The organism is Paenibacillus sp. FW126-R14 (assembly GCF_058789495.1).
The window spans coordinates 71,826-88,928 of sequence record NZ_JBYTBS010000029.1 but is presented as its reverse complement, the minus strand read 5'-3'; the positions used below and the strand labels follow the sequence as shown (position 1 = coordinate 88,928).

General features: G+C 46.1%; 9 protein-coding genes and 1 riboswitch. Of the genes, 6 read left to right on the top strand and 3 right to left on the bottom strand.

Annotated elements, in window-relative coordinates; genetic code table 11:
• Positions 1-305: 305 nt before the first annotated feature.
• Positions 306-397, top strand: a riboswitch (cyclic di-GMP riboswitch).
• A gap of 386 nt (positions 398-783) precedes the next feature.
• From AC3WRW_RS18745 to AC3WRW_RS18735, 3 genes are all read left to right on the top strand, one after another.
• Positions 784-7,296 carry a non-ribosomal peptide synthetase gene (locus tag AC3WRW_RS18745; RefSeq protein WP_492547826.1) on the top strand — a complete coding sequence of 2,171 codons (6,513 nt, stop codon included), beginning with the start codon at positions 784-786 and terminating at the stop codon, positions 7,294-7,296.
• A 145-nt stretch (positions 7,297-7,441) separates the two neighbouring features.
• Positions 7,442-7,783 (top strand): hypothetical protein, encoded by a 342-nt coding sequence (locus AC3WRW_RS18740; protein WP_492547825.1) that lies wholly within the window; start codon positions 7,442-7,444, stop codon positions 7,781-7,783.
• A 72-nt stretch (positions 7,784-7,855) separates the two neighbouring features.
• Positions 7,856-9,130 carry a methyl-accepting chemotaxis protein gene (locus AC3WRW_RS18735; protein WP_492547824.1) on the top strand — a complete coding sequence of 425 codons (1,275 nt, stop codon included), beginning with the start codon at positions 7,856-7,858 and terminating at the stop codon, positions 9,128-9,130.
• A 44-nt stretch (positions 9,131-9,174) separates the two neighbouring features.
• Here the strand turns inward: AC3WRW_RS18735 and AC3WRW_RS18730 are convergent, their stop codons facing one another.
• Complete coding sequence (locus AC3WRW_RS18730) at positions 9,175-9,909, bottom strand: 4'-phosphopantetheinyl transferase family protein (protein WP_492547823.1); 735 nt, start codon at positions 9,907-9,909, stop codon at positions 9,175-9,177.
• A gap of 208 nt (positions 9,910-10,117) precedes the next feature.
• Here AC3WRW_RS18730 and AC3WRW_RS18725 point away from each other — a divergent pair, with 208 nt between their 5' ends.
• Positions 10,118-11,281: a DUF4317 domain-containing protein gene (locus tag AC3WRW_RS18725; protein ID WP_492547822.1), complete on the top strand. Its 1,164-nt coding sequence runs from the start codon at positions 10,118-10,120 to the stop codon at positions 11,279-11,281.
• A gap of 167 nt (positions 11,282-11,448) precedes the next feature.
• The gene (locus tag AC3WRW_RS18720; protein WP_492547821.1) at positions 11,449-13,917 is read left to right on the top strand and encodes a heavy metal translocating P-type ATPase; all 2,469 of its coding nucleotides are present in this window, start codon (positions 11,449-11,451) and stop codon (positions 13,915-13,917) included.
• 61 nt (positions 13,918-13,978) lie between these two features.
• Here AC3WRW_RS18720 and AC3WRW_RS18715 read toward each other — a convergent pair whose 3' ends face one another.
• Both AC3WRW_RS18715 and AC3WRW_RS18710 read right to left on the bottom strand, forming a co-directional pair.
• On the bottom strand, positions 13,979-15,007 hold the full coding sequence (locus AC3WRW_RS18715; RefSeq protein ID WP_492547820.1) for a cytochrome d ubiquinol oxidase subunit II: 1,029 nt from the start codon (positions 15,005-15,007) through the stop codon (positions 13,979-13,981).
• Positions 15,004-16,353: a cytochrome ubiquinol oxidase subunit I gene (locus tag AC3WRW_RS18710; protein WP_492547819.1), complete on the bottom strand. Its 1,350-nt coding sequence runs from the start codon at positions 16,351-16,353 to the stop codon at positions 15,004-15,006. Before AC3WRW_RS18710 ends, AC3WRW_RS18715 begins: the two co-directional genes overlap by 4 nt.
• Positions 16,354-16,721: 368 nt before the next feature.
• Between AC3WRW_RS18710 and AC3WRW_RS18705 the strand changes: the two genes are divergently transcribed.
• The gene (locus tag AC3WRW_RS18705; RefSeq protein ID WP_492547818.1) at positions 16,722-17,099 is read left to right on the top strand and encodes an ArsR/SmtB family transcription factor; all 378 of its coding nucleotides are present in this window, start codon (positions 16,722-16,724) and stop codon (positions 17,097-17,099) included.
• Positions 17,100-17,103: the final 4 nt, after the last annotated feature.

The following is a 17,103-nucleotide window of genomic DNA, read 5'->3' as shown; positions in this document are numbered from 1 at the left end:
GAAAAGATCCCCTAGCATACCTACAAAACCTTGAAAACAAGCACAGTATGTTGGTTATTCCGCTGTAGTTTTTTTTTACCGAAAATGAGCGTAAAGGCAAGCTTTCCTAGTTATCACTAAACAAAATTAAACACAATAAAAAAGATAATATTTCGAGGATAAAACAACAGTTTCGACATAATTTGCAAAATCTTTAAATTTGAAAGCGTTGTCAATTATGAATTGTATTGAAAATTACATATGAAATGGTAAAATGAAAAAGGTCAAGAGGTAATATATGCTAAAATAAGACAAGTATAAACAATTGCATACAAGGGCAAATCCGGCGGAAGCCGGAGACGCAAAGCTAAAGGGGCTAACATGAACGTCAACGTTTATCAGCCAGCCAGCTGCCAAGATATTGCTTGTTCAGTAGCTAAGCAACTCTTTTCGGCAGGGTTGCTTTTTTTGCGCCCTAATAATATCTAAATAGAGAAGGAAGTGGAAGAAATGGCTTTGGTCCTTATCAATCAGAACGACACCAAGGAATATTGGCAACATAAATTATACAGTGAGGATCATAAAACATTCCTCGCTCCAGATTCGAAACCGATAGACCTAACTGTGGTATCTTCTTTAAAACGGTTGTTCAAAAAGCAGACCCTGCCCTCATTTCGCAAGGCATCCGAACTAGCGTGCGTGGAACTATCCACGGTATTGTATACGGCATGGTTCGTATTGTTACAACGCTATTTAAACACAAATGAGGCTTGCTACGGTGCTTTCCTGCCAGGCGAAGACAAAATGATTGTGGTTCAGATGAACACAGCTTCGGCACTTTCCTTAGACGAGACGGTGATGCAAACACAAGCCCTCATCGATCGCGAGAGGTCGCTGTCACTGACAATTGGCGAGCTTCGCGAGATCAAGGAGAAGGCTGGTCATGAGCTGCCCTTCAACACGGTTGTGGGCATGGGCGGAGATACCGGGTTCGACATAGACGCCATTATGCAGGAAAATGATCTGTTTCTGCGGTTTACAATAACGGAAACGATTGAGGTTGAGGCGTTCTATCGAGCAAGCGCATTCCAGGCTGCAACCGTAGATCGTATGCTCGGCCATTTAGAAAATATCGCGATGACTTGGAACGATCAGCCTCAAGCTGCCATCGAATCCATTGATTATATGAGCTCGGAAGAAAAGGAAATTTTGCTGCAAGCGTTCAACAGCACGCAGGTTGAATTCTCCTCGGATGCTGCGATTCACCAGCTGTTCGAAGCACAAGTAGAGCGAACGCCGGACCGTCCGGCTGTAGTTAGCGGTGAGGAGACACTGACTTACAAGCAATTGGACGAGCAATCCAACCGATTGGCTCGAATTCTCGTCAGGGAAGGGTTCGGAACCGGTGACATTGTTGGCATTATGGCCGGCGCTTCTACGCAGATGATTGTCTCGATTCTCGGCATTCTGAAGGCAGGGGCGGCTTATTTGCCGATCGATCCGAATTATCCGGCGGAACGCGTACGGTTTATGCTGGAAGACAGCCAGACACGCCTGATGTTAACGACCCCCGGCATTCGCCCGGAGATTGCTTTCCAAGGAGAAGTATGGTCCGTTAACGACGAATGGCTGAAGGCTGAAGAAGTATCAGCGAATGGGATTGAAGTGAAGCCGACCGACTTGGCTTATATCATCTACACGTCTGGTTCAACAGGAACGCCGAAGGGCGTTATGATTGAGCACCGGTCGCTAGTGAATTTGGCTGAGTGGCACCAGAAGTATTTTCATGTGACAGAGCTTGACCGGGCAGCCAAATATGCAGGTTTCGGTTTTGATGCATCCGTTTGGGAAATATTCCCTTATCTTATTTCAGGCGCGTCCCTCAGCATGGTTCCCGATGAAATTCGTCTCGATAGCGAAGAGCTGAATGCTTTTTTCCATCAACAAGGGATCACGATCAGCTTTTTGCCGACTCAGCTGTGCGAGCAGTTTATGGGGCTGGACAACACCTCTTTGCGTGTGCTCTTAACAGGCGGAGATAAATTAAAGACTTTCAGCGCAAAACGTTACGAGCTATTTAACTGCTATGGCCCGACCGAAAATGCCGTCGTAACGACCTCGCACAAGGTAACGCAGCTGACGGATAACATTCCGATCGGCAAACCGGTTTATAACAGCCAAATTCTCATTTTGGATGCGGCAGGCAAGCTGCAGCCGATTGGCATGGCCGGGGAGCTGTGCGTGAGCGGTGTCGGTCTCGCCCGGGGCTATTTGAACAGACCCGACCTGACTGCGGAGAAATTCACTTCTCACCCGTACGCTCAGGATGAGCGCATGTACCGGACTGGCGATCTTGCCAGATGGCTGCCTGACGGCACGATTGAATTTCTCGGACGAATTGACCATCAGGTGAAAATTCGCGGTTTCCGTATCGAAGTAGGAGAAATAGAACAGCAGCTTCTGCAGCACGATGACGTTAAAGATTGCGTGGTAATGGCTCGCGAGGATCAGCACGGTGCCAGCTATCTGTGCGCGTATGTAGTTGCTCCGGAGAGCTGCACGCACCGGGAGCTTGCCGATTTTCTGTCTATTCGCTTGCCGGACTATATGGTTCCAGCGCGTTTTGTGACCTTATCCAGCTTGCCTGTAAATGCCAATGGCAAAGTAGACCGACGTGCGCTGCCAGAACCTGAGCGAGCGGTAGAATCGGCTGTGTCTACGCCAGCAGCGAACGAAACGGAAAGCCAGCTCATAGCGTTGTGGCAGCAGATTTTGGGGCATGCCAATATTGGCACTGATGAGCGGTTCTTCGAAATCGGCGGTCATTCCCTGCAAGCGGCCTTACTGCGTGGGCAGATCGAGCAGCGCTTCGGCGTGCGATTGCCGATCACCGACTTGTTCCAGTATACGACAGTCAGAGAACAAGCGCTGAGAATTGCCGGAAATACCCGTGCTGACGCAGCCCGTCCCGTTATCGAGCCGGCGCCGGCGATGGAGCATTATCCTGTTTACCCGGCGCAGCGTCGTATGTATCTGATAGAGCAAATGGAAGGCGTAGGAACTGCCTACAACACACCTATGCTGCTTCGTATCGAAGGCAAGCTTGATGTGGGCAGGCTGGAGCATACGATTCAACAGCTCATTGACCGCCATGACATGCTGCGCACCTCTTTCCAATGGGCCGGAGAAGAGATTGTACAAACAATTAAGGACTACATTCCGTTCAGGCTGCAAGTTCTTACAGCTGGCACTACAGATGTAGCAGGCATCATGCGCGAATTTGTGAAGCCATTCAATCTGGGAGAGGCTCCTTTGATGCGGACGAGTTTGGTTTCCTGTTCGGGCGATCTGCATTACCTGCTGCTTGATTTCCACCATATTGCCGTGGATGGCGTTTCGATGCATCTGTTTTTCGAAGAGTGGAGCAAGCTGTACGGAGGGGAAGAACTTCCTGCACTCTCTCTTCAATTCAAAGATTTTGCAGTCTGGTACGGGAAACAGGAAAATGTTACGGCCCGAAACGCCTTGCAAAATTACTGGAAGTCGGCGCTGGCGGGAGAAATCCCGATTCTGCATCTGCCGACCGACATGGAGCGTCCGCTCGTTCAGAGCTTTAAAGGAAATACGGTTTCCATTCAGCTCGACACCGAAATGACGGATGGTTTGAAGAAGCTTGCGGCTTCCTCCGATACGACGCTGTATATGATTTTATTTGCTGCATATAACGTGCTGCTTGCCCGTTATTCCGGGCAGGAGGACATCGTTGTTGGCGCTCCTTTTGCTTGCCGTACGGAAAATGAAATGCAGCATATGATAGGCATGTTTGTTAATACGCTGCCTTTGCGGAGTTATCCTGAAAAGAATAAGTCGTTCTCCGTGTTTTTGCAGGAAATTAGAGCTTGCGTTCTTGGCGCTATTGAGCATCAGGAGTATGAGCTGGAGCACCTGCTTCAGGATTTGAACATACCTCGCGTTCCCGGGCGGAACCCGTTGTTTGACACCTTGTTTGTGATGCAAAATACAGGACGGACCGCACCGTCAATGGAAGGATCTGAGGTAACGGTAGCCCCATACGTGGAGCCGATTGCCAAATATGATCTGATGGTGGATGTCAATGAATCGGAAGCGGCTGTGCGCATCGATTTCCAATACTGCACAGATTTGTTTAGACAGGACACTGTGGAACGGATGATCCGTCACTATATCCGTATTCTTCAAGCAGCTGTTTCGTCGAGCCAGCTGCAGCTGTCGGAAATTGTTTTGCTGGACGAGACGGAAGTTCATGAGCAAGTCTACGGCTTGAACGATACGGCTGTCCCGTATCCTAAGGAAGCGACGATTCAGACGTTGTTCGAGGAACAGGCGCTGCGGACACCGGAGCATACCGCTCTTGTATTTGGGAAGGAAAAGCTGACATACCGGGAGCTGAACGAGAAGGCCAACCGTCTTGCTGGAACGCTAATCGAGAAAGGTATTCAGGCCGATGAAGTTGTAGGACTTATGACCGATAGGTCGCTGGAGATGATTGTTGGACTACTTGGCATTCTAAAAGCAGGCGGCGCCTACGTCCCTATCGATCCGGAATATCCGCAAGATCGTGTGAACTATATGCTATCGAGCAGCGGGGCAAGGCTGATGTTGACGCAAACGCATTTGGCCGGCAAAACAACATTCGAAGGCGAAGAGCTGTACCTGGATCAAGACGGAGTCTATAGCGAACAGGCAGATAATCCTCAAAACCGCAACAAAGCGCACAATTTGCTATATGTTATTTATACGTCTGGAACGACAGGCAAGCCGAAGGGTGTCATGCTGGAGCACGGCAATATGATCAACCTGCTCCAATATGAATTTACGCAGACTAATGTCGATTATAGCGGGAAAGTGCTGCAATTCACGACACTGAGCTTTGACGTATGCTCACAGGAAATTTGGTCCACCCTGCTGGCGGGCGGCACTTTATATTTAGTAACAAACGATACTCGCCGTGAGGTTGGCAAGCTGCTTCAAGTGATCGAAGACGAAAGAATCAATATCCTGTTCATGCCTGTTTCGTTCCTCAAATTCATATTAAACGAGAAGGAATACGCAGACCGGTTCCCGACTTCGGTTCGCCATATTATTACGGCTGGCGAGCAGCTTATCGTTCCGGAAAAGTTCAGGGAGCATTTGCGTCGTTATCAGGTGTATTTGCACAATCACTACGGACCTTCGGAAACTCACGTGGCCACGACGTATACGATTGATCCGAACGGAGAAATTCCGGAAATTCCGCCGATCGGCCGTCCGATTGCTAACACAAGCATTTACATTTTAAATGATCGTCTGCAGGTTCAGCCGCCCGGAGTGCCAGGCGAGTTATACATTGCGGGTGATTGCGTAGGCAGAGGCTATTACGGCCAAGACCATTTGACAGCGGAACGTTATTTGCCGGACCCTTATGCCGAAGAAGGCAGAATGTACAAAACAGGCGATTTGGCTCGATGGAATGAAGACGGTACGCTCGAGTTTCTGGGAAGATTGGATCATCAGGTGAAAATTCGCGGATTCCGTATCGAGCTGGGAGAAATCGAGAACACGCTGCTCAATCATGCAAGCGTGAAGGAATCGATTGTGTTAGCCAAAGAAGATGGCAGCGGAGGCAAATACTTATGCGCATATATCGCTGTGGAAGAAGAGCTAAGCGTCATGGAACTGCGGAGCCATCTGGCTGAAAGCTTGCCGGATTACATGATCCCCTCGTACTTCGTACAGCTACCGGCATTGCCGTTGACGCCTAACGGCAAAATCGATCGCAGGGCCCTTCCTGAACCGGAGCTGGGACAATTGCCTTTGGGCAGTGACTATGTAGCGCCACGGACGGAAACGGAAAGCCGGATTGCAGAAGTATGGCAGGATCTGCTTGGTGTAGCCCGTATCGGCATTCACGATAATTTCTTCGAGCTGGGCGGACATTCGCTTAAAGCGGCGGTCATGGTAGCCAGGCTGCAGCAGCAGTTTGAAATCGGCATTAACGATGTGTTCGAGCATCAGACGATTGCCGCTTTGTCTGCCAAAGTCAAGACGGCGAACAATCGGCTAATGGATAAATTGGCGCAGCTGAAAAATGCTCACAGCGCCCAATCCACTCATTCCTTTGACGATAGCAAGGAAGTTTACCGCTTGAAGAATGAGAAGTATGACCGTTTGGATGTGACAAAGAAAGTTGCTTACAGCCATGTGCTGCTGACTGGCGCGACCGGATACCTGGGTATTCATCTGCTGCGCGATATGCTGACGACGACCTCATGGACTGTCCATGTTATCGTACGCGGTGATTCCGACGAGCAAGCGGCCGACCGCATGAAAGGGAAATTGGCTTTCTATTTCGGCTCGCTCGTGGATGAGGCTATGCTCCGCAGGATTAAGGTGTATCGGGGAGACCTGACGCAAGAGCGGTTTGGTTTGCCGGAAGAGACCTATATGGAGCTGTCCCGCACCGTTGACGGCATTGTGCATTCAGCAGCAACAGTGAAGCATTATGGGACTTACGACTATTTTGAACAACACAACATCGTTGCTACGGATCGGCTGCTCACATTCGCTGAGCTGAACCAGCGCAAGGACATTCATCATATTTCTACCCTTGGCGTGGCGTCGGGCACCATCGCAGGCGAGTCAGCCGTTTACTTTACGGAGTATGATCTTGATCTTGGACAGCAGTATGAAAACTATTATGCAAAAACGAAGCATGAAGCCGAGCGCAGGGTCGTACTTGCCAGAGAAACGGGCATTCGATCGAGCATTTACCGAATCGGCAACATCGTGTTTCATTCCGAAACAGGCAAATTCCAAGAAAATATCGGGGAAAACGCGTTCTACACGATGATTCAATCATTCATCCGGCTTGGCATGGTGCCTGAGATGGAACCGGACACGGATTTCTCATATGTCGATGCGGTGAGCAGGGCGATTGTACTGCTGATGCAGCCAGAGGCATTGCAAAATGAGATTTTCCATCTATTCAATCCGCATCGCGAAAGCTTGCACCGCATTTTGGCAGACGGACGGTTGGAGTGGGACGTGAAGTCGGGATCATTCGAACAATTCATCGATTACATGACGGCGAAATACGAGGCGGACGACTGCCGGGATGAGATCGAGAAGATTATGCTGCACTATGGCTGGCTGGAACAGCATCATAATGAGACGGTATTTGAAACTTCCGTGCTGAAAACCGTTGCCGTATTGAACCTGCTCGGTTTCTCATGGAAAGCGGTTGAACCCAAGCAGATCAACGCTATGATCGCTTACTGCAAAGAGGTTGGTTTCTTATAATTCGACATGTATTCGCTAAAAAATACATAATTCGACAATAAACCTTTCATAAAACTGCTAAATACGACAAATTTTTCTTTACTTCAAAGTAAATTTTGGTAAAATCAAAGTAGTACTTATTTTAAACACTTCAGGAGGTAAGACCATGTTCCAAATTTCTTACGACCAAGCAAAGAACAGAATTACTGTTAAAGTACAAAGCATCACAATGGAAGACGTAGAAGCGTATATACAGGAATTTAATAAAGTCCTTGCTCAGGTAAAACCAGGTTTTACTGGCATGACGGACTTGAGCGAAGGCAAATTGTTTACCCAGGAAGTAGCGGTGGCGTTAGGGCCGCTGGGAGAGCTATCCGTTCAAAAGGGCCTTTCTAAATGGGCTTACTATACAGGATCCGCTGTATCGAAAATGCAAATGAAACGTATGTTCGGGGATATCGTCCTTGCCTTCGAAAAATTGGAAGATGCGGAAGCATACTTGAACTAAATGACTGTATTTGAAAAAAGCCTGGGTTCCAGGCTTTTTTCAAAATTAATGTAAAAAAAAGTTGTTGGGTTGGTGTATACATTGAATTCTTTTAAAGATTCTTTTAAAGATAAACAGATCGTTCTCTCTTCATCGGTCATAGCGCTGCTGCCGTTTGTCCTGTCATTTCTGTTTTTCTTGCCTGGAAGAGGCTGGGCTTCCTTCTTGATAGGTCTTATTGTGGTCGCTCTTGCGTGTTTCGGAGGAGCTTATGTGGTGATCAACCGTGCCAAGCGTCATGCGGAAAGCGACCTGATTCTATTAGCGGCTGAAATTAAGCGTGTGGCCGATGGCGATTTATCGGAAAGCGAATTGAACTTCAGCTCCGCGACAACGCAGGCGGCTGTACACGACTTCCATCGGGTTGCACATTCCCTGCAAGAAGTTGTTGGAGGAGCCGAGCATTTCGTGACTGACGTAAATTCAGCTGTTGATCTGGTGAAGACAACTTCGGAAGTAGGGCACTTTGTTGCGGACCTTATTAGCGAATCGACTCGAAACGTGGCGGAAGATTCGAAGAGGCAGATGGAAGTTCTGCAAACCACCGTTAGAACGATGACGGAGATTTCCTCCGCCATTCAGCAGATTGCCAGCAGTTCCGACGAAGTAGCAAGCACTTCCGGTGAAACATCCCATAAAGCGGCTATGGGCGGAGAAACGATACAGCAGGCAATTGCTCAAATCACCCAAACGGATGAAGCTTTGGAGAGAATGCTAGTGCAGGTGAACCGACTTGGAGATCGCTCCAAGGAAGTAGAGACTTTCGTTTCGGTCATTACGGAACTGTCCAGCCAGACGCATTTGCTTGCTTTGAATGCTGCGATTGAAGCAGCGCGCGCAGGCGAATACGGCAGCGGGTTCTCCGTTATTGCCAGCGAAGTGCGCAAGCTGGCCGAGCAGTCAGCGGAATCTGCGAAGCAGGTGAGGCTGATTAACGGTATGATTCAACAAGAAGCGAATGAAGCTATTCTTTCTTCCTCAGATGTGGCAGCGGATATGAAGAAAGGGCTTGACTCGTTGAATCACGCCGGCACGACATTCTTATATATTCAAACCTCGATCGAAGAGGTGAGCACGCAAATTCAGGAAGTATCTGCAGCCGTAGAGGAAATTTCGGCGCATACAGAGGAAGTGACCGATTCCCTAGGTCAGACAGAGAAAATCTTCGACAATGCCAGATCGGAAATGGACAATATCCGTGCGGCGTCCGAGGAACATTTCTCCTCCATGGGTCAAACGTTGGAAGCGGCAAACACCTTGTCTACGTTGACCGACGACCTGAAGCGCAAAATCAACACAAAACGATAAAATGCATATGACTCATTCGGGTCACAGGCTATGATGAATCGTCGTCATAGTTTGTGACCCGAAGCTATTTGCGCAGAAACATGAATGGACACCTGATCCAGAAGTTCGGTCGATGTCATTCTGGTTGCTTTTTCAGGCAATGAAGAATGAGCGCTGCAGACGGAGAGCTTGTAGGCATCGCCGAGCGCATACTGTTTCAAATGCCAGTTTTGAATGCCTTTACGCGTATGAACGGTAATGAACGGTTCCAGCTCTATCCAGAAAGAGTCAAGCGGCATTGACAATCCTTCCCCAATCGCTTTTATATAGCTTTCTTTGAGCGTCCACAAGTCATAAAAGCATGCTAACTTTCGATGTCCTTCATAAGAGGATAACAACTCGAGCTCAGTGCTGGAGAAAAAAGAAGCCGCTGCTGAGATATCGATTTCCTTGATTTGCTCGACATCAACTCCGACAGCTTTCTTTCCAACGATGAAAACAACCCAATTCCCCGAATGGGATAGATTGAAATGGATATCGGGGTACATAGGCAAGTACGGTTTGCCGTATTGATTTTTGTGAATAAGAATGGCTTGGATCGGAATTGAACACAGCTTACTTATATGAAATCGAGTTAATAATGCACCTAGTAATGCGCGATCTCGATCATCCTTTTTTTTATACTTCATAACTGAATTTCTTTGATCTTCAGGCAATAACGCTAAGTAGGTGTCGAACGTTACATTTGGTATTTCATTTTCTATCTGTACAGCAATCAGAAACGGTTTCACGGTATCCATTCTATTTATCACCATTCTTTATTTTAAATACACATTTGCTTGGCCAAATGAGGCCTCATGGCATTTTACCATAAATATGAAATATTTTCATACGATTTCCACGGAAGATTGCTTCTCAAAATTGTTGAGAAATCTATCATTATGGATTAACATACAGGAAGTAGTTTTGGTTAGGCCATTTCACTTCTTAGGAGATGACTGAGGGATCATGATAAAGAAAGAAATCGCACATATTCGCAAGCAATTTAAATTAGATAACGAGATGCTTCGCCTATACGACATTTTTAACGTGTACATTATGAAGGAAACCAACGAGATCTATCATTACGAGCGTCAGCCTTTCGCCTTAGTGGACAGGGAGAAGCAGGAACTCTATATGGCAAACTTCAAAAAGCTGCTGACCGGTGAATTAGATCACAAGCTGTACGAGTTAAAGTTTCAGGAGGAAGCGGAACAACCTACGCAGGTGCTTCTTCATCAAGGCTTGGTGACCGGCAATCCGGAAGAGTGGCAGGATCTGATGCTGCTGTTAGTGGAGAAGATGCTGGCGGACACCGTTTACGAACAGGATACGGTAATTACTTTCGTCCGCGGGCAATATTCCAAGCCGACAAAGGCAAGGAATGACGAAGCCGAGGAGACTGGAAAGGACGAGATGTTCGCTAATCTGTTCATTTTGTGCAGCGTGAATTCCACGGAACAACAGCGGAAAACGCTCATGTTTGATTATGTCGAGAGGGAATTTAAGTATAACGTCTTCGTAGATCCGATCGTCAAATTGAACACGCCGGAGCAAGGTTTTTTCTACCCTAGCGTGACGGACAACTATTCCGACGTAAATCGTATTCTGTATTGCGCGGGGAAAGCGCATGAGCCGAATCCGCAATTTATAGAGCAAGTCTTAAATGCTGAGAAGACCGTGACGGCGCTCGAAGAGAGAGCCATTTTTGAGGAAATCGTGAAGGAAGTGGCGGGCGAACAACTGGATGCTTCTACGATCGCTCATGTGTACGAGGAAATTCACCGGGTCATCGAGTCCAACGAGGAGGAAGAGCCTCCAAAGCTGGATTATAAAGACGTGGAACGCATGCTGGCGGTGAGCGGCGTGGAGGACGTGACGATGGAGAAGGTAGAACGAGCGTTCCAAAACGTCGTCGACGATAAAAATTATGAGCTTAAAGCGAGCAGCGTCATTCCGAAGTTCACTTCGAAATCGATTAAGATTGAGACGAAGGTAGCCACGATTTCGGTTAGTCCGCAAGATTTGAAGTACGTGAGACAGGTGAATTATCAGGGAAAACGATGTGTTTTGATCGAGGTTGACGAAGACGTCATGATCGAAGGATTTACGCTTAATACGGAGACGTTGTAGAGTAGGGAAAGTTAATGACTATTTAGGGGAGTTCCAACATTGGACCTCCCTTTTTTTGTTATCTTTGGGTCAATAACAATTGACATAATAAGGAGATCGACATAATATAAAATCAATACATGAACAATTAATCATATATTAATGGATAATGAGGAGTATGATTTCTGATGTCTTCAAAAGCCTCTTGTTGCAACGATCACACACATGATCATAACCACGATCATGACCACGATCACCATCATAACCACGATCACCATCACGGTGACTCCTGTTGTGGGAACACACTGGGTGATACGGTCAATCGAACAGTAACGCTTGAGGGCATGCATTGTGCGGATTGCGCAGTGAAGCTGGAGAGATCCGTATCTCGTTTAGAAGGGGTAAAGCAGGTTTCGGTCAATTTCGCCACGGCCAAGATGAGCCTTGCATATGTTGAACCCATTGTTAATTTTGGGATGATTACGAAACAAATAAATAACTTAGGGTACCGGATCCAGCAGCAATCACAAGCGAATCAAACCTCCGTCTACCGAATCGATGGGATGGATTGTGCGGATTGCGCGCAAAAATTAGAGAAGCGAGTTGGATCACTTCCGGAAGTTCATCAGGTAACGGTTAACTATGGAGCGGCTAAGATGACCGTTGAACATAACGGAACAGCGTTTCAAAGCATCGTACAGACGGTCCAACAGGCCGGATATACGGCCATGCTGGATACAGGGGGCGCGCGGCCAACGGATGAATTAAGCTTTTGGAGGCGGAATAATAAGGTTCTTCCTACGTTTTTAGCAGGGCTATTGTTTGCAATAGCTTGGGGGTTATCGTTGGGGGCCTTTGTAGAAGAGATCTATTCAACGGTATTATACGCTGCAGCTATCGTTATTGGCGGATTCCGCATCGCGAGAACAGGATTTTACGGTTTAAAGTCACGTACAATCGGTATGGATCTCCTCATGACTGTTGCAGCAGTCGGTGCTGCTCTGATCGGGCAGTGGGAGGAAGGCGCAGCCGTTGTATTTCTGTTCTCTTTGGGTGAAACATTAGAAGCCTACACCATGGATCGGACTAGAAAGTCCATCAGGGGGCTGATGGATTTATCTCCGAAAGAAGCCTTAGTGCGCAGAGATGGTCACGAGTCTATGATGGCGATTGAAGATATCCGAATCGGTGATACGGTGATTGTCAAACCGGGTGAGAAAATAGCGGTGGACGGAGTCATTATCAGCGGTGCTTCATCGATCAACCAGGCGCCAATTACAGGAGAATCAATTCCTGTGGAAAAAGCGGCTGGGGACGAGGTTTTTGCAGGAACAATTAACCAACAAGGAGCAATTGAAGTTGAGGTAACGAAGCTCTCCAAAGATAATACATTGTCCCGTATTATTACGATGGTTGAAGATGCACAGGCTCAAAAAGCCCCTTCGCAAAGGTTTGTAGATATTTTTTCTAAATACTACACACCCGCAGTTTTGATTATTGCCGTCGGAATAGCGATTATACCTCCCGTATTTTTTGCACAACCTTTTCAAATGTGGATTTATCGCTCACTTATGATGTTGGTTGTCTCTTGCCCATGCGCATTGGTTATCTCCACCCCTGTTTCTATTGTGTCTGCAATAGGTAACGCGGCAAGAAATGGTATCCTCATCAAAGGAGGAGCACATTTAGAAAGATTAGGAGCCGTCTCTGTTGTAGTTTTTGATAAAACAGGTACGTTAACCGCGGGAATGCCACAAGTAACTGCCATTATTGCGCTGGATGGACGGACTGAGGAAGACGTTTTATCGATAGCAGCCGGGATTGAGTCTTCATCTGAACACCCTGTGGCTGAGGCAATTGTCCGGTTTGCAGAGCAGAAGGGCATAAAGATGAAGGAAATTTCGTCTTTTACTTCTGTAACCGGTCGTGGGGTTAAGGCCACCCTGGAGGGTGAGGAGTATTTTATTGGCAGTCCCAAATGGTTTGCTAACGATTTGAATGTTTCGATGGACGGAGTCCTTGCAAGAATAAGTGATCTAGAGCAACAAGGACAAACGGTTATGATTATGGGGACAAGTGAGAAACTAATCGCTATTTTTGCTGTAGCGGATGAAGTTCGTCCCAATAGTAAATCAACGCTGGAACAACTAAAACATATTGGCATTAAGAAAACGGTGATGTTAACCGGGGACAACCGTGGAACTGCTCAGGCTGTTGCTGCAAAGCTTGGAGGGATCGAATACTATGCCGAGCTGCTTCCGCAAGACAAGGTTTCTTCGGTAAAAGAATTAATGACGAATTATGGTCATGTAGCCATGCTTGGCGATGGAGTAAACGACGCCCCAGCTTTAGCGACAGCGACTGTCGGGATCGCCATGGGGGCCGCGGGCACGGATACTGCTTTAGAGACGGCAGACGTGGCGCTAATGGCGGACGATCTATCCAAACTGCCATATGCGATTGGTTTAAGTCGGAGAGCGTTAAAAATCATTAAACAAAATATTGTTTTCTCACTGCTGGTTAAAGTGGTTTTTCTCGTTATGATCTTTCTAGGAACTTCAACGCTATGGATGGCCGTATTGGCGGATACGGGCAGCTCGCTCCTCGTTATTGCGAACGGGATGAGATTACTGCAGAAGAACAAACGAATGTCTTAAATGACGGTAAAACAAGCAGCAGGTCAAGGACTCTCTTTCGTCCAGACCTGCTTTTTTCAATTTAATTTCCTTTCTTTACTAATTTGCCTTGTACATAATCGGCATCGAACAAAAATAAACGCATAAGCAAAAAGAGCGAAGGGACTAGAATAATAATCCCAGCGATAAAGGAAATTACCAAAGCAGTTCCCATCGTTTGATTTGTAAAGTTCTCATGAATACTGATGTAAGGGTATAAAATGTAGGGTAAGTGGGCTTTCCCATAGCCAAAAAAAGCAAAAGCAAATTGCAAAAGCACGAAGATGAACGATAAACCAAGCTTCATTTGCTTCCAAAGCAGATAAACGGCAACCAAGAAGCATAGAAATGATGCTCCAAACATCCATCCTAGGGAGAGCATGTTGCTATAATGTTCTGGATTTTGCTGATTAATCGTGAAAAAGACTAGAAAACTTGCAAGAATCGTTGGTCCACTCCAGAAAAGCGCATAGCCGCGTAAAATCTTAAATGCGGGTTTATCTTTTGCCCTGTATGCATAATACGAAAGGAACATGGCGGAAATGTAAAGAACACTGACCAGTGACAATAATAGGACTGACCAAGTGTAGGGATTGCCGAGGAGCCTTTGCCAGTTAAGCTGAATCAATCCATTTTGTTCAATAATGACGCCACCTTCGGAGATGGTAAGTACTGTCGAAAGCGTTGCAGGGATAAGCAAGCCTGTTGCTCCATAAATGAGCATATACATTTTGTTATCCTTGGAACCGTAGTTGCTGAAGGCATAGTAGGCTCCTCTTATGGCAAGCAAGATGATGGCCATACTCCCTGGTATAAGCAGCGCTGTCCCATAATAACGTGCTGTCTCTGGAAAAAATCCAACCATTCCGATGTAGAAAAAAACCAAGAAAACATTCGTTACTTCCCAGACAGGAGAAAGATATCTTTCAATAATATGATGAATGATATGCTGTTTCTTTGTAATTACCGAATAATAGCTGAAAAACCCTGCCCCAAAATCGATGGAGGCCACAATTAAATACCCGTATAAAAAGATCCATAAAACCGTTATCCCAATGAGTTCAAGGCTCATTTCTTGATCCTCCCTCCGACAATCCCGAGTGCTGTCAATTCGTCTGCAACATCGTTTTTTCTAAAGAGCTTGGATAACACTTTGACCGCTGTAAGTGCTAATACGAGATAAAGTAAACAAAAAAGTAGCAGCATGGTATCCACGTGTTGAGATGTAGTAGCGGCATCTGCCACTTTCAGATACCCTCGTAAAATCCATGGCTGACGACCCACTTCCGCATAAAACCACCCGCATTGAATACCAAGCATGGAAAGAGGTCCGCAAATCACGATAAAAGCGAGAAGCCATCTTGGGTAAGGCTTAAGTGATTTTTTTCGTGCATACCATAGATGCAAAATCGCAACTACAATCGCGAACATCCCAATAGCGACCATAGCATCAAAAAAATAATGAACATATAAGGGTGGACGAAGATCAGGTGGGACTTCATTAAGGCCTTTTACTTCCGACCCGGGAGTTCCCCCCGCTAAAATACTAAGTGCATATGGAATTTTCAAAGCATATTTAATTTCATTATTATCAGTCAGAACACCACCTAAAATGAGCGGCGCATTTGCTGTCGTTTCAAAATGCCACTCTGCTGCTGCGAGTTTTTCAGGTTGATTTTTAGCTAGAAATTTGGCTGATAAATCACCGATAAGGGCTGTAGCAATGGCGAAAACAAGACCGGCGGTTATGGTCAATTTTAAAGCCTTCTTGGCGTATGAGACGTCTCCCTTTTTCCTGAGAAGGGAATAGGCTGCAATAGCTGCCAAAATAAATGCGCTGGTCATGTAAGCAGAGGAGAGCACATGTGCAACTTTGGTCGGCATAGAAGGATTAAACATAGCTAGTATAGGCTGCACATTAGTAATTACCCCATCTTTCAGTGAGAATCCTTGAGGGGTGTTCATAAATGCATTTACTGTAGTAATAAAGAAAGCTGAAGCTGAGGAGCCGATTACGACAGGAACGAGTAATAAGAGATGGTGCATTGGTTTTAAACGTTCCCATGTATACAGGTAAATGCCCAGGAATATAGCTTCAATGAAAAAGGCAAAGGTTTCTAAGAACAAGGGAAGCGCAATAGCTTGTCCGGCAATTTCCATAAACGCAGGCCATAAGAGACTGAGTTGAAGGCCGATTGCTGTACCGGTAACTACGCCAATAGCTACGGTGATAACGAATCCTCGAGCCCATCTTCGTGCCAACAACGTATAGTAAGGATCTTTGCGCTTAATGCCGGCTAGCTCAGCCAACATAATCATGACAGGAACACCAACGCCGATTGTTGCGAAAATGATATGAAACGCCAACGTGGTCTCGGTAAGCAACCGGCTATAAAATACGGGATCGTAGGTAGGCACAGTGGTTCATCACCTTTCAATTTTTAATGATTAAAGGAATTTGCGAATAAATGAGACTAACATGACTAACGCTACACTGAACATAAGGTACATCAGTCGCCTTTCATGTTTTCGGAATGGATCCAAGTCGTATCACCTACTGATTAATTTATTCGGATATGGAAATAGTGTAATTTAAGACTTGTGATTTTTTTCACGTTATCTGTGAATTCTGATTGAACAAAGTATTACAACTTTAAAAACGGAAAATTGAACATTGTGAAATAATTTTGTATATTATTTGAACCTTCCTTAGAGCAGAAAAATAAACGGATTTCTGTTATAATGAAAAGTAAATCGTAAGTTTTATCATCAGAAAGCGAGAAGGTATGATGGAAGAGATCTTATCAAAAACCACACAAGATCAATGTGACGACGCTTGTCATGGAACTTCAGATATTGACGTGTTGAAAGAACAACTGATAACAGACCAAATTGTCGGTGGATTAGCTGAGGTGTTTAAAGCACTTGGGGATCCCACAAGACTAAAAATTATTCACACTTTGCTAAATAAAGAGTTATGTGTTCATGATATCGTACAAGTATTAGGAATGGGCCAATCCGCGATTTCTCATCAATTAAGATATTTACGCAATTTGCGAATCGTCAAACGGCGTAAAGTTGGTAAGACCGTATATTACTCCCTGGATGATGAGCATATTGAGCAGATTTTTGTGCAAATGCTTCAACATGTGAAGCACAGCTAAAGGG

Coding starts and splice junctions, on each gene's coding strand:
- AC3WRW_RS18725 (WP_492547822.1), top strand. CDS start 10,118: ATGATAAAGAAAGAAATCGCACATATTCGCAAGCAATTTAAATTAGAT.
- AC3WRW_RS18705 (WP_492547818.1), top strand. CDS start 16,722: ATGATGGAAGAGATCTTATCAAAAACCACACAAGATCAATGTGACGAC.
- AC3WRW_RS18715 (WP_492547820.1), bottom strand. CDS start 15,007: ATGAGCCTTGAACTCATTGGGATAACGGTTTTATGGATCTTTTTATAC.
- AC3WRW_RS18720 (WP_492547821.1), top strand. CDS start 11,449: ATGTCTTCAAAAGCCTCTTGTTGCAACGATCACACACATGATCATAAC.
- AC3WRW_RS18745 (WP_492547826.1), top strand. CDS start 784: ATGATTGTGGTTCAGATGAACACAGCTTCGGCACTTTCCTTAGACGAG.
- AC3WRW_RS18730 (WP_492547823.1), bottom strand. CDS start 9,909: ATGGATACCGTGAAACCGTTTCTGATTGCTGTACAGATAGAAAATGAA.
- AC3WRW_RS18740 (WP_492547825.1), top strand. CDS start 7,442: ATGTTCCAAATTTCTTACGACCAAGCAAAGAACAGAATTACTGTTAAA.